The sequence below is a fragment of the Arthrobacter sp. NPDC056691 genome (assembly GCF_042791415.1).
Taxonomy (GTDB): Bacteria; Actinomycetota; Actinomycetes; order Actinomycetales; family Micrococcaceae; genus Arthrobacter.
The window spans coordinates 33,739-45,981 of the sequence record NZ_JBHTXX010000040.1 but is presented as its reverse complement, the minus strand read 5'-3'; the positions used below and the strand labels follow the sequence as shown (position 1 = coordinate 45,981).

The window sequence follows — 12,243 nt, the reverse complement described above, 5'->3', positions numbered from 1 at the left end:
ATCCCGAACGAGTTCGCCACCCTCGGCGCCGACGGCTTCGGCTTCTCCGACACCCGCGCCGCCGCCCGCCGGTTCTTCAAAAACGACATCCACTCCATCGTCGTCAAAACCCTCCAATTGCTGGCGGCGAGGGGCGAAGTGCAGGAGGGCGCGCCGTCGTACGCCATGGACCGCTACAAGCTCCTGGACGTCACGGCGGGAACAACAGGAGGAGCCGGCGGCGACGCCTGAGCACCGGAGCACAAAAAACGACGGCGGCCCGCACCTGATGGTGGGGCCGCCGTCGTGGTTTTTTTAGTTAGGTCAGGGACGCCGGCGGTCGACGACGAAGCCTGTGGCTGCACTCTCCCTGACTGCCGTGATTCCGGCGGTGACTGCCTTGATGTTGGAAAAGCTGGGCGAAACCGCAACCACGGTCCCGTCGTCAGCTGTCAGCCTGAACCGGTACTGTCCTGCGCCCGCCGTCTCGATTACGAATGATCCTGCCATATACGCTCCTTCCGCCAGCTGCACCGTTGCAGCTGCCATTACGACCCCCAATTGCCAACACGACATATCCGAGGTTAGCCGCCATTCACTGGACGAACCACCCCTACTACCGGGTAGCCTTTGCGCCCCTAAGGTGGTGACCATGGCTTCCCTACTTCCGTCCACCACGGGCGTCCTGCTGGCGGCGGGCGCAGGCACCCGCCTGGGCCACGGCCCGAAGGCGCTGCTTCCGTTCCGGGGACGAACCCTCGTGGAGGTACTGGCGGACATACTGCTCGACGGCGGCTGCCGGGAAGTTGTGGTGGTGCTCGGCGCGGGGGCCGGGGACGTCCGCGGCCGGACTGACCTCGCCCGGCACACCGTGGTGGAGAACCCGGGGTGGGCCGGCGGAATGGGCAGTTCGTTCCGGGCGGGGCTGGACCGTGCGCGCCCGGAAGACCATGTGCTGGTGGCGCTCGTGGACCAGCCCGGGCTGACGGCGGAAACCGTCACCCGGCTGCTGCGGGCGCACCGGCCGGGCCGGGTGACGGCCGCCGCTTACCGGAACACCACAGGGAAGCTCCGGCGCGGCCATCCGCTGCTGCTCGACGCCACGCTGCGCGCGGAAGCAGCGGCGTCGGCGGGTGGCGACGCCGGTGCCAGGCTCTTCCTGCAGGCCAGCCCGCAGCTGATCGACCTGGTGGACTGCACTCTGCCACCCGGTTCAGGCCAGTCCGGCGGCGAAGACCTCGACACCCCGGACCAACTGCACCTGCTGGACTAGTTCGGGCGCGGCCGGCACCTACTGAACCATCCCCGCCGCGAGAAGCTCCTGCAGCCCATGTTTGAAGCGGGCCCGCCCGCCGTGGGCCGGGTGCCTGATTTTCGGCACGTCCAGGCCACTGCGGCGGAGGCTGGTGTGCGCCACGTTCCCCACGGCCACCACGGTTTCGATGGGAAAGATCCCGCTGAGGGCCTGCCAGAACGGGGTGCCCAGCACCGCTTCCGCGCGCGTTGGCGTGCGGTTGGACAAAGGCTGTCCCGGCACATGGGTATGCCACGGGCAGGCGCTCCACAGCAACGGGAGGAAGCCGAGCTCGGCCAGGACCTCCCACATCACCGTGGCCGTCGGCTCGGCAGCGACACCGGCGGCCTCCGGCGGCACCACATACCCCGCCCCGGAACCGAACAAACCGAAGGGGTTGGCAGCCCCCTGGAACATGGTGCGGTTGGTGAAGGGAACGCCGGTAATACGCATGCCCCGGAAGCCGGGCGCCTCCCCCACGAGCAGCACCTTCGGTTCCCGCTCCAGCATGTCGCCGAGATAGGCGGCCAGGTTCTGCCGGCGCAGGGCGTTGGCGGGAACCGAGTGGTCGAAGAAGTTGTTGCATCCCGGAGGCGTTTCCACGGCGGCGAGACGGTCAATGAAGTCTTCGATCGACGGTGAGGTCATTACCAGCGCGGGTGGACAGCCTCGCGGAAGTAGTGGTCGTAGATCCAGCGGACGCCTTCGTCGAATTCCGGCGTGAGCACCGTGCCGGCTGCGGCGGCGTTGGCCCTGGCCTGCTCCACGGAACGGGCACCGGGAATGACCGACGTGACGCCGTCCTGCGCGGCGACCCACGCGATGGCAGCCTGCGCGGTTCCCGAGCCTTCGGGCACCAGCTGTTCGAACTCAGCCACGGCCTTGAGCCCCAGCTCAAAGTCCACCCCGGAGAAGGTTTCGCCGACGTCGAAGGCATCGCCGCCGCGGTTGTAGTTGCGGTGGTCGTCTTCGGCGAAGACGGTCGCCTTGGTGTACTTCCCGGACAGCAGCCCGGAGGCGAGCGGAACCCGGGCGATGATGCCCACCCCGGCGCTCTTCGCAGCGGGGAGCACCTCCTCCAGCGGCTTGAGCCGGAAGGCGTTCAGGATGATCTGCACTGACGCGGTGCCCCCGTGCAGAAGGGCTTCGAGGGCTTCATCCGTTCGCTCGACGCTGACGCCGTAGTTCCGGATGGCACCCTCGGCCACCAGGGTATCCAGGGCGTCGTACACCTCGGCCCGGCTGTACACGGCGGTGGGCGGGCAGTGCAGCTGGACCAGGTCCAAAGTTTCGGTCTGCAGGTTGCGGCGGGACCGGTCCACCCACTCGCGGAAGTTGGCAAGGTTGTAGTTTTCCGGACGCTGCTCCAGCCTGCGGCCCATCTTCGTGGCCACCGTGATGCCCGTGCCCGGGTTCTCGGCGAGGAAAGCCCCGATGGCCTGCTCGCTGCGGCCGTCCCCGTAGACGTCCGCAGTGTCGAAGAAGGTTACGCCGGCCTCCGCGGAGGCGGCGAGGATGGCCTGGGCCTGCGCCGGGTCAACGTTGCCCCAGTCCGCGCCGAGCTGCCAGGTTCCCAGTCCAACGACGGAAACGTTCCGTCCGGTCTTGCCTAAGATGCGCTGTTCCATCCCCCGACTATATGTTGCCAACACCACGCGGGGTCACTTCACGCCCTCCGTCGCGGTTCACGGGGCGAAAAGTGACTCCGCATTGCCTGGACCTGCAGGAACGCTGTCGGGAACAAGTCCCGCCTCCTTCAGGCCCAGGTAGATCTTGTCCCGGGCGATCGGCAGCTCCGCGAATCGCACGCCGGTGGCATTCCGGATGGCATTGGCCAGCGCGGGCGCCACGGGATTGAAGGGGCTTTCGCTCATGGACTTGGCACCCAGCGGACCCAGGGCGTCGTTGGTGCTGGCGAAGTACACCTCGCTGCGCGGCACGTCCGCGAAGGACGGGATGTGGTACTGCCGGAGGATGTCCGTGGTGACCCGGCCGGCGTCGTCCACCCGCACCTCCTCGTAGAGGGCGGCGCCCAGGGCCTGGGCAATCCCGCCCTCGATCTGGCCCCGGCACTGCCGCGGGTTCACCACCACACCGGCATCGGCTGCCTGCACGCTCTGCAGGATCCGCAGCTCACCGGTCCCGGTGTTCACGGCCACGCGGAAACCGTGGACGTTGAAGGCCACCGAACGCGGCGTGCCGCCCCAGCGCCCCTCGGCCTCAAGTTCGACGCCGGCCCGCCGGGCGGCGTCGAACAGTTCAGTAAGCGGCACCCTGGTTCCCTCACAGACGACGGCGTCGCCGTCGAGCACGCACCCGGAGGCCTGGATCTGCCGGACGCCGGCGGCGAAGGCCCGGATCCGGACGGCCAGTTCCTCGGCGGCGGCCAGCGTGGCCTTCCCGGCCACCACGGTGCCGGCCGAGCCGAAGGCACCGGTGTCGTGCTCGATCAGATCCGTGTCGGACTGCCGGACGGCGACCCGCGCGGCCACGGTGGACAGCGCCGTCGCCGCCAGCTGTGCGTGCACAGTGGTGGTGCCGTTGCCGAATTCGGCGGTTCCGACGTCGGCGGCGTAAGTTCCGTCAGCCAGGAGCCGGAGCTTGGAATGGGCGAAGTGGCCCCGCGGCGGGACGGTGTCGATCATGGACAGCGCCGTGCCCTCACCGGTGACCCAGTCCGGTCCCAGGTCGTCGAGGCCGGCGGCCCGGTAGCGTTCGCGGCCCCGTTCCAGTGCGTCCTGCACCAGGCGCGTGCACTGGTCCAGCCCGTAGCTGCCGTAGTGGACGTCCTCCTCCGGCTCGGAATGGGTGGAGAGCATGTCGTCGCCCTCGCGGACCATGTTGCGGCGGCGGAACTCCAGCGGGTCCATGCCGATGCCCGTGGCCAGTTCGTCGATGGCCGATTCGATGGCGAAGATCGTCTGGCTCAGCCCGTAGCCGCGGAATGCGCCGGACGGCACGGTGTTCGTGTAGGCCGCCACCGCGTCCACCTTCTTGTTGGCGCACTTGTAGACGGCCAGGGATTCGCCGCAGCCGTGGAACATGACACCCGGGGCGTGGTTGCCGTAGGCGCCGGTGTTGGTAACGACGTCCAGCTGCAGCGCCGTGAGCCTGCCGTCACTGCTGGCGCCCGCCTTGAGCTTGATGGTGAACGGGTGCCTGGTGGTGCTGGCGGTGAACTGCTCAGTCCGGGTGAACTCCAGCTGCACGGGGCGGCGCAGCTTCAGGGCCGCGAGCGCGGCGATGTCCTCCGTCAGCACCTCCTGCTTTCCGCCGAAGCCGCCGCCCACCCGGCCCGCCACCACGTGGACCTGGTCCTCCGGCAGCCCGAACACGCGGCAGAGCGTGCGGCGCACCAGGAACGGGACCTGGCTGGAGGTACGCACCTGCAGGCGGCCGTCGTCGTCCACGGAAGCGATGGAGGCGTGGGTCTCCAGCGCGACGTGCTGGACGCGCTGGGTCCGGTAGGTCTGTTCATGGATGAAGTCGGCGGCCGCGAATCCGTCGCCGGCGCTGCCGAGTTCGGAGTGCAGCTCGGCCACGATGTTCCGCTCCGGCCGGGCGATCCGGGCCGTGCCCGCGTCCTTGTCGCCGTGCACGGCGGGGGCGCCCGGCAGGATCGCGTCCTGCGGGCTGAACACCGCGGGCAGTTCCTCGTACTCAACGCGGACAGCGCGGACGCCCGCTTCCGCGGCGGCCACCGATTCGGCGACGACGGCGGCCACCCGCTGGCCCCGGAACCTCACCACGGTGTCCAGCAGCCGGGTGTCGTCGGGATCGTCGGTGTAGAGCTCGTGCTGGGCGCTGGAGTACAACTGCTCGGGGGCGTCCTCTGCGGTGAGCACGGCCACGACTCCCGGCACCCCCATCGCCGCCGCGGTGTCGACGGACAGGACCCGGGCGTGGGCATGCGGCGAACGAACGAGCTTCATATGCAGCAGGCCGGGCAGCGCCTCGGCCGGGACGTCCAGCGTGTAGCGTGCCTGCCCCGTGACCACCGCGCGGCTGGCGGGCGCCGGAACGTCGTCACCCAGCCGGCCGGGCTCCGGGGCGGGCTGCCCCTCGCCGGCAACTCCCGAGCCGGGGCCTTCCGGAGCCGGGTGGCCCTCGTGGCCGCAGACCGCATCCGCGATGGCCCGGTACCCGGTGCAGCGGCACAGGTTGCCCTTCAGGTTGCGGGGCAGGTTTTCCTTCTGGGCGTCGTCGAACGTGGCCGCCGTCATCACCATGCCCGCGGTGCAGAAGCCGCACTGGAAGCCCTGGCGGTCCAGGAACTGCTGCTGCACCGGGTGCAGGTCAGCTCCGTCGCCCGTGGCGGCCGGCCGCGTGGCTGCGAGGCCCTCGATCGTGGTGACCGCGTGGCCTTCGGCGCGCACGGCCGGGTAGATGCAGCTGTGCACCGGCGTGCCGTCCACGTGCACGGTGCACGCACCGCAGTCGCCGCCGTCGCAGCCCTTCTTCACGCCGAAGTTGCCCTGCTCCCGGAGGAACGTGCGCAGGCACTGGCCGGGCCGCGGCTGCGCCTGCACCGGTGCGCCGTTGATTTCCATGGCCATGCTCAGGCCCCTCTCTGCGTGTGCTGTGTCTTTTGCGGCGGCTGCGGCGGCCAGAAATCACCGGAAGCCGGCGCCGGCGCTCCGGCCGGCAGGCTGAGTGCCGCCCGGATTTCCTCGGCCAGGCGGTGCGTCATGTCGCGGCGCCAGTCGGGCAGCCCGTGGATATCGTCGTGGTACAGGCCCGCCGGGATGGCGGTTTCAAGTTCACCGGCCAGCTCCGGCGCGTCGGGCAGCGATGCGAAACGCAGCTGCACGGGCCGTTTGGTGGCGGCGGTGACGGTCAGCGTGAACCGGCCGCCGCCATCGAGCCTTCCGATCAGCAGCACCCCCGACCTGCCGAGGTTGCTCAGCGAGAGGCGGCGGAACGCCGCCCGGGAGGACAGGGCCGACGCCGGCAGGCTGATGCTGCGGAGCAGCTCGCCGGGTGCCAGGGCGTTTTGCCCGTCCCCGGTAATGAAGTCGGCCACCGGCACCTCCCGGCGGGACCCTCCAGGGCCGAGGATGGTGGCTGTGCCGTCCAGTCCGGCGCACAGCGAGATCATGGGGCCGGCGGGCAGGGATGTGCACAGGTTGCCGCCCACGGTGGACATGTTCCAGACCTTGAAGGACGCCACGAAGGAGTCGCAGCAGGGCCGGATCAGATCCAGGCCGCGCCAGTCCGTGCCGTCTTCCGCCAGCTTCTCCGGGAGCGCGTACAGCTCGGCGACGGTGCAGGTGGCGGCGAGCTCGATGCCGTCCGCTGTCACGGTCACGGGCTGCCAGCCGGCAGAGCCGAGATCCAGCAGGCGCCGCAGCGGCTCGGGCCCGAAGGCCGTGCTGCCGTAGGAAAAGAGGACGGTGCCGCCCGCGAGCCAGGCGTCGCCGTCGCGCCAGTCGGCGGGGTCGGTGGTGCGGACCACCGCCTCGATGGTGTTCATGTCCATGCGGTCTCCTGGGATGCCTGTTCTTTACTGAATGCCGGGGAAGTGCCGGCTGCCTTTGTGCCGGCGTTCCCGCCGGCGGGAAGGGTATGAATGGGTCCGGCGCCGTCCCGCAATGGAGTGCAGGCGGCGGCACCGGTGCGGGCCGCGATCAGCTCCGCGGTGATGGAAACCGCCACTTCTGCCGGTGTGACGGCGCCAAGATCCAGGCCGATCGGCGAATGCAGCCGGGCCAGCCGTTCCGGTGCCACGCCGGCCTCGAGGAGCCCGTCGATGCGCTGCCGGTGGCTGCGGCGCGAGCCCAGGGCGCCGACGAACGCAACGTCCAGCTCCAAGGCTTCCTGCAGCAGCGGAATGTCGAACTTGGGGTCATGCGTGAGGACGCAGATGACCGTGCGGGAGTCGGTCCTGCCCGCGGCGGCTTCCGCAGCGAGGTACCGGTGCGGCCAGTCGGTGGCCACCTCGTCCGCGGCAGCGAAACGCTCCTGCGCCGAGAACGCGGGCCGGGCATCGCACAGCGTGACGCGGTAGCCAAGCAGCTTCGCAGCAGGAACCAGCGCCGCGCCAAAGTCGTTGGCGCCGAACACCAGCAGCCGGGCCGGCGGCAGACGGCTCTCCACCAGCAGGGTCACGGGCTCCGGCCACGTCACCGCGCCCTCGGTACCGTGGGCGCCCCGCTCCGGAATGCCGTTGCATCCCTGCGGCGGCGCCAGCCGGACCAGCCCCGTCCTGCCGCCGCGCAGCAGCGGTTCGAGCTGGGCCGCCGCCGCCAGGAGCGCTTCCCGCCTGCCGTCAGAGTCCAGATCCAGAGCCTCCAGCCCCAGCAGTGCCGCGAGGTCGGCCGATCCCGCAACCTCAAAGGTGCCCGGGTCCGTAACCACGACGACGGAAGCCGGCTGTGAGGCCACAACACCCCGGGTTCCGGCAGCCCCCAATGCGCTGCCGGTCACGGCCCCGCCCGTCACGGCTCTGCGCGTCACGCCGTCGATGCGCCGGATCAGTGCCAGTGGCCGTTCCGGGTCCCCGGCGGCGAACTTCCGGAGGGCCCCAAGCCCCGCGGAACTGCCGTCCAGCGGCTGGATATGGACCTCCAGCTCACCGCCGCAGGTGAGCCCGACGGCGAACGCGTCCTCGGGACTGAAACCGAACGCCTCAAGGCGGGTGCCGCCGTCGGCCATCACCTCCAGCGCCGAGGCAACCACGGCCCCTTCAACACAGCCGCCGGAGAGGCTGCCGAGGATCTCCCCCGATTCGGACACCAGCATGGAGGTTCCGGGCGGGCGCGGCACGGAACCGCTGGCGGTGATGATGGTGGCGACGGCGCACCGTTCCCCGGACGCCGCCGGGCGCCAGCCGGCCAGAGAAGGCATCAGATCCAGCATGGCAGCACTCCCTCTTCCCGTGCGATGGTGCCCATATTCTCGTTCCTATCGTTGATGGTGGAAAGCGTACGACGCCGGCCTGGCCGAGCGACGCGCAAACGGTCCGGGGATGCGCGGATTCCCGTGTCCTCCGGCCGTTTGCGCGTCGCGGGGCAGTTTCCGCGTCCTGGCCGGGTCCTACGCCCCGAGCAGTGTGCTGACCGGACCCCGCGCGAAGTAGATCACGAAGCCCACCGTGACCACCCACATCAGCGGGTGGATCTTCTTCGCCTTGCCGGAGGCTGCGCCGATCACCGCCCAGGACACGAAGCCCACGCCGATCCCGTTGGCGATCGAGTAGCTCAGCGGCATGGTGACGATGGTCAGGAAGGCCGGCAGCGCCACCGCGAACTTGGTGAACTTGATCTCGCGGATCTGCGCCATCATCATCGCGCCCACCACCACCAGGGCGGCGGCAGCCACCTCGAGCGGCACCACGCTGGTGAGCGGGGTGAGGAACATGGAGCCCAGGAACAGCGCGCCGGTGACCACCGAGGCCAGGCCGGTGCGCGCTCCCTCACCGATTCCCGCGGCCGAGTCGATGTACACGGTGTTGGAGGAACCGGACGTGGCGCCGCCCACCACCGCGCCCACGCCTTCGACGATGAAGGCGGACTTGAGCCGGGGGAAGGTGCCGTCCTTGTGCGCCACGCCGGCGCTCTTCGCGAGCCCGGTCATGGTGCCCATGGCGTCGAAGAAGTTGGTGAACACGAGCGTGAACACCAGCATCGTCGCGGCCAGGCCGCCGATCCGGCCGAAGGCGCCGAACAGGTCGAACTGGCCCACCAGGCCGAGGTCCGGTGCTGAGACCAGGTGGCCGGACAGCACCGGCGTGTTCAGGTGCCAGCCGCCGGGGTTGGTTTCGCTGGCCGGTCCGATGTGCAGGAATGCCTCGACGACGGCGGCGAGCGCCGTGGTGGCCACGATGCCGATGAGCAGTCCGCCCTGGACCTTCCGTGCCACCAGGATGCCCATGACCAGCAGGCCCACGATGAACACCATGGTGGGGATGGAGGTGATGGAGCCGTTGTCGCCGAGCTGGACCGGCGGCCCGCCGGCGGTGGCCTTGACGAAGCCCGAGTCCACGAAGCCAATGAATGCGATGAACAGGCCGATGCCCACGGTGATGGCGGCCTTGAGCTCCTTGGGCACGGCCCGGAAGATCGCGGTCCGCGCGCCGGTGACGCCGAACAGGACGATCAGGATTCCGTTGATGACCACCAGGCCCATGGCTTCGGCCCAGGTGACCTCGTGAATAACCGCCACCGCGAGGAAGGAGTTGATGCCCAGTCCCGCTGCCAGGCCAAACGGCAGGTTGGCGATCAGGCCGAACGCGATGGTCATGACGCCGGCGGTCAGCCCGGTGACCGCGCCGACCTGCGCGGCTGAAAGCCAGCCGCCGGCGACGTCCGTCGGGGCGTTGTCCGCGCTGAATCCGCCCAGGATCAGCGGATTCAGGATGACGATGTAGGCCATCGTGAAAAACGTGACCAGTCCGCCGCGCACCTCACGGGCCACGGTGGAACCGCGCTGGGTGATGTGGAAGAAGCGGTCAAGGAAAGAGTTCGACGCCGGGGGCCTGGGCCCGCTGCCCCGCCGCGTTTTGCCGGTCTGCGGGCTCTGTTCGAGTGCCGCTGTCTGCCCTGCGCCCAGAAGCGCAGCCTGCTTTTCAGCGGTATTGTCCAGGATTGTCATCTCAGCCACCGGGCCCTAGTAGTCAATCCTGGAGTCGAGCGTGTTCCAGGTGTTGAACGGTTCCAGGATGGCCGGGGCGTCGGGGTGGCCCAGCTCGAGCTTGGAGACCGGCATCAGGGCGTGCCGGTCCTCGTTGTCGAAGTACTCGTAGAAGACGGCGTCGTCGAAGCCGACGGAGGCGGCGTCGTGCCGGTCCGCGGCGAAGACCACACGGTCGATGCGGGCCCACAGCGCCGAGGCCAGGCACATGGGGCATGGCTCGCAGCTGCTGTAGAGGGTGGCTCCGCGGAGGTCGAAGGTGCCAAGACCGCTGCAGGCGCGGCGAATGGCCGTGACCTCGGCGTGGGCGGTGGGATCGTTGTCGGCGGTGACCCTGTTGACGCCGTCGAACGCCTGACCGTCGGCGGTGACGATCACGGCGCCGAACGGGCCGCCGCTGTTAAGGACGTTGGCGGTTGCCAACTGGATGGACCTGGCCAGGTATGCCTCGGCCGTGACGGTGGTACTCATGATGCGACTCCCTTTGCTGTGGAAGCCGGTACCCCGCGGACGGAACGGAAGGACCAAGTGCGACGGTTACCAGGCTTCAGCATGTGCTTTTGAAGGTTAAGTTGCGCCTGGTAGATAGCTTCCCGGAGTCCGGGTGCCCGCCTTTGGCAGAATCGAGATTAGCACCGGAATGTGGCCCGCACCATAGTTTTCTGGAAATTTAATTTCGCAATGTGAAATGCGTGTTACGCGTGGCTCACGTCCGGCGTCCACCGCTGCCGGTCACAATCCGCCTCCCTTGACCGCCCTCCGGCGCCCGCCCTACGCTGGTGCCGACTCGCCGCCCGGTCGTTCCTGTCACCGGTCGTTCATGTTATAGGGCAGCGTGTCCCCTGGATCAGCAGACAGGACCACTGAGCTGGAAAGTATCAGCACGCTCAGACAAGGACCACCCCATGACCCAGCCCCACAACCTTCCGTCATCATCAACGGCGCCGGCCGGCGAGTCCCGGCTCTGGATCCGCAACCCGCTGGCCGCCTTCACCGCCAACAGCCTCGACGCCTCGGGCGGCCTGGTGGTCAGCGGCGGCACGATCGTGGAGGTGCTTGGCGCCGGCCAAACGCCCTCCGCACCCTGCGCACAGACCTTCGACGCCGGCAACCACGTGGTGCTGCCCGGCCTGATCAACACGCATCACCACTTCTACCAAACACTCACCCGCGCCTGGGGTCCGGTGGCCAACGCTCCCCTGTTCCCGTGGCTGCAGAACCTTTACCCGGTCTGGGCCAAGCTCACGCCGCGGGATCTTGAACTGGCAGCCACCGTGGCCCTCGCCGAACTGCTGCTCTCCGGCTGCACCACCGCCGCCGACCACCACTACCTCTTCCCCGCCGGGATGGAGGACGCGGTCGACGTCGAAATCGGCGCCGTCCGGCGCCTCGGCATGCGGGCCACGCTGACCCGCGGCTCCATGACTTTGGGAGAGGACGACGGCGGCCTGCCGCCGCAGTCGACGGTGCAGGCACCGGATGTGGTGCTGGCCGACAGCGAACGGCTGATCCGCGAATACCACGAGCGCGGCGATGGCGCCGTGATCCAGATTGCGCTGGCGCCCTGCTCGCCGTTTTCCGTCACCAAGGAGATCATGGCCGAAAGCGCAGCCATGGCGGACCGGCACGATGTCCGGCTGCACACGCACCTCGCGGAGACTCTCGACGAGGAGCAGTTCTGCCTCGAGACATTCGGCCTGCGCACCGTTGACTACCTGGACAGCGTGGGCTGGCTGACGGACAGGACCTGGCTGGGCCACGGCATCCATTTCAGCGACGCCGAAATTGCCCGGCTGGGAGCGGCGGGAACCGCCGTCGCCCACTGCCCGACGTCGAACATGCGCCTCGCATCCGGCACCGCCCGCGTGCTCGAGCTGGAGGAAGCGGGAGTGCCCGTAGGGCTGGGAGTGGACGGATCGGCGTCGAACGATGCCTCCAACATGATTCTCGAGGCGCGGCAGGCGCTGTACCTGCAGCGCCTGCGCTACGGCGCTCACGTGCCGGTGGAGCGGGCGCTGGGCTGGGCCACTCGCGGGTCGGCGGCGGTGCTGGGACGGCCAGACCTGGGCCAACTGGCGCCCGGCCTGCAGGCGGACCTGGCCCTGTTCCGGCTGGACGGCCTGCGGTTCTCGGGCAGCCACGATCCGCTCGCCGCGCTGCTGCTGTGCGCCGCCGACCGCGCGGACCGCGTGATGGTGGGCGGCCAGTGGCGCGTGGTGGACGGGCAGATTCCGGGACTGGACGTGGCCGGCCTGGTGGCGGAGCATTCGGCGGCGGCGCGGCGGCTCGTGAACGGCTGACGCCCCGCCGTTTCGACGGTTCCCTGCGCAGACGACGTT

11 protein-coding genes are annotated in these 12,243 nt (G+C 69.4%); 3 read left to right on the top strand and 8 right to left on the bottom strand.

The annotated features are described in order from the left end of the window. On the top strand, nt 1–231 hold a 231-nt coding region (locus tag ACFRAU_RS23075; RefSeq protein ID WP_378001649.1), incomplete at its 5' end, for a hypothetical protein. Between the two features lie 72 nt (nt 232–303). Here ACFRAU_RS23075 and ACFRAU_RS23070 read toward each other — a convergent pair. Next, nucleotides 304–489, bottom strand: coding sequence for a YegP family protein (locus tag ACFRAU_RS23070; RefSeq protein ID WP_377993398.1), 186 nt, complete (start codon nt 487–489; stop codon nt 304–306). Between the two features lie 142 nt (nt 490–631). Here ACFRAU_RS23070 and nboR point away from each other — a divergent pair, with 142 nt between their 5' ends. Further along, the gene (nboR, locus tag ACFRAU_RS23065; protein ID WP_378001648.1) at nt 632–1,252 is read left to right on the top strand and encodes a nicotine blue oxidoreductase; all 621 of its coding nucleotides are present in this window, start codon (nt 632–634) and stop codon (nt 1,250–1,252) included. A gap of 18 nt (nt 1,253–1,270) precedes the next feature. On the opposite strand, the gene ACFRAU_RS23060 is transcribed toward nboR, so the two are convergent. From ACFRAU_RS23060 to ACFRAU_RS23030, 7 genes are all read right to left on the bottom strand, one after another. Further along, nucleotides 1,271–1,921 (bottom strand): uracil-DNA glycosylase, encoded by a 651-nt coding sequence (locus tag ACFRAU_RS23060; protein ID WP_378001647.1) that lies wholly within the window; start codon nt 1,919–1,921, stop codon nt 1,271–1,273. Beyond that, nucleotides 1,921–2,901 (bottom strand): aldo/keto reductase, encoded by a 981-nt coding sequence (locus ACFRAU_RS23055; protein ID WP_378001646.1) that lies wholly within the window; start codon nt 2,899–2,901, stop codon nt 1,921–1,923. Before ACFRAU_RS23055 ends, ACFRAU_RS23060 begins: the two co-directional genes overlap by 1 nt. A 57-nt stretch (nt 2,902–2,958) precedes the next feature. Beyond that, nucleotides 2,959–5,829, bottom strand: a complete 2,871-nt coding sequence (locus tag ACFRAU_RS23050) for a molybdopterin-dependent oxidoreductase (protein ID WP_378001645.1) — start codon at nt 5,827–5,829, stop codon at nt 2,959–2,961. A 2-nt stretch (nt 5,830–5,831) separates the two neighbouring features. Then, nucleotides 5,832–6,752, bottom strand: coding sequence for an FAD binding domain-containing protein (locus ACFRAU_RS23045; RefSeq protein WP_378001644.1), 921 nt, complete (start codon nt 6,750–6,752; stop codon nt 5,832–5,834). Beyond that, the gene (locus ACFRAU_RS23040; protein ID WP_378001643.1) at nt 6,743–8,131 is read right to left on the bottom strand and encodes an XdhC family protein; all 1,389 of its coding nucleotides are present in this window, start codon (nt 8,129–8,131) and stop codon (nt 6,743–6,745) included. Before ACFRAU_RS23040 ends, ACFRAU_RS23045 begins: the two co-directional genes overlap by 10 nt. Before the next feature lie 177 nt (nt 8,132–8,308). Beyond that, a complete protein-coding gene (locus tag ACFRAU_RS23035) occupies nt 8,309–9,865 on the bottom strand; it encodes an NCS2 family permease (protein WP_378001650.1) in 1,557 nt (518 codons plus the stop codon). Between the two features lie 15 nt (nt 9,866–9,880). Then, on the bottom strand, nt 9,881–10,375 hold the full coding sequence (locus ACFRAU_RS23030) for a nucleoside deaminase (protein ID WP_377996729.1): 495 nt from the start codon (nt 10,373–10,375) through the stop codon (nt 9,881–9,883). Between the two features lie 434 nt (nt 10,376–10,809). Here ACFRAU_RS23030 and ACFRAU_RS23025 point away from each other — a divergent pair, with 434 nt between their 5' ends. Beyond that, entirely contained in the window at nt 10,810–12,204 is a 1,395-nt protein-coding gene (locus ACFRAU_RS23025) for an 8-oxoguanine deaminase (RefSeq protein ID WP_378001642.1), read from the top strand. The last annotated feature ends 39 nt before the right edge of the window (nt 12,205–12,243 follow it).

Bases quoted from the DNA above. Each gene is read 5' to 3' on its own strand.
- ACFRAU_RS23025 (WP_378001642.1), top strand. From the start codon at position 10,810: ATGACCCAGCCCCACAACCTTCCGTCATCATCAACGGCGCCGGCCGGC.
- ACFRAU_RS23070 (WP_377993398.1), bottom strand. From the start codon at position 489: ATGGCAGGATCATTCGTAATCGAGACGGCGGGCGCAGGACAGTACCGG.
- ACFRAU_RS23035 (WP_378001650.1), bottom strand. From the start codon at position 9,865: ATGACAATCCTGGACAATACCGCTGAAAAGCAGGCTGCGCTTCTGGGC.
- nboR (WP_378001648.1), top strand. From the start codon at position 632: ATGGCTTCCCTACTTCCGTCCACCACGGGCGTCCTGCTGGCGGCGGGC.
- ACFRAU_RS23060 (WP_378001647.1), bottom strand. From the start codon at position 1,921: ATGACCTCACCGTCGATCGAAGACTTCATTGACCGTCTCGCCGCCGTG.
- ACFRAU_RS23045 (WP_378001644.1), bottom strand. From the start codon at position 6,752: ATGGACATGAACACCATCGAGGCGGTGGTCCGCACCACCGACCCCGCC.
- ACFRAU_RS23055 (WP_378001646.1), bottom strand. From the start codon at position 2,901: ATGGAACAGCGCATCTTAGGCAAGACCGGACGGAACGTTTCCGTCGTT.
- ACFRAU_RS23030 (WP_377996729.1), bottom strand. From the start codon at position 10,375: ATGAGTACCACCGTCACGGCCGAGGCATACCTGGCCAGGTCCATCCAG.
- ACFRAU_RS23040 (WP_378001643.1), bottom strand. From the start codon at position 8,131: ATGCTGGATCTGATGCCTTCTCTGGCCGGCTGGCGCCCGGCGGCGTCC.
- ACFRAU_RS23050 (WP_378001645.1), bottom strand. From the start codon at position 5,829: ATGGCCATGGAAATCAACGGCGCACCGGTGCAGGCGCAGCCGCGGCCC.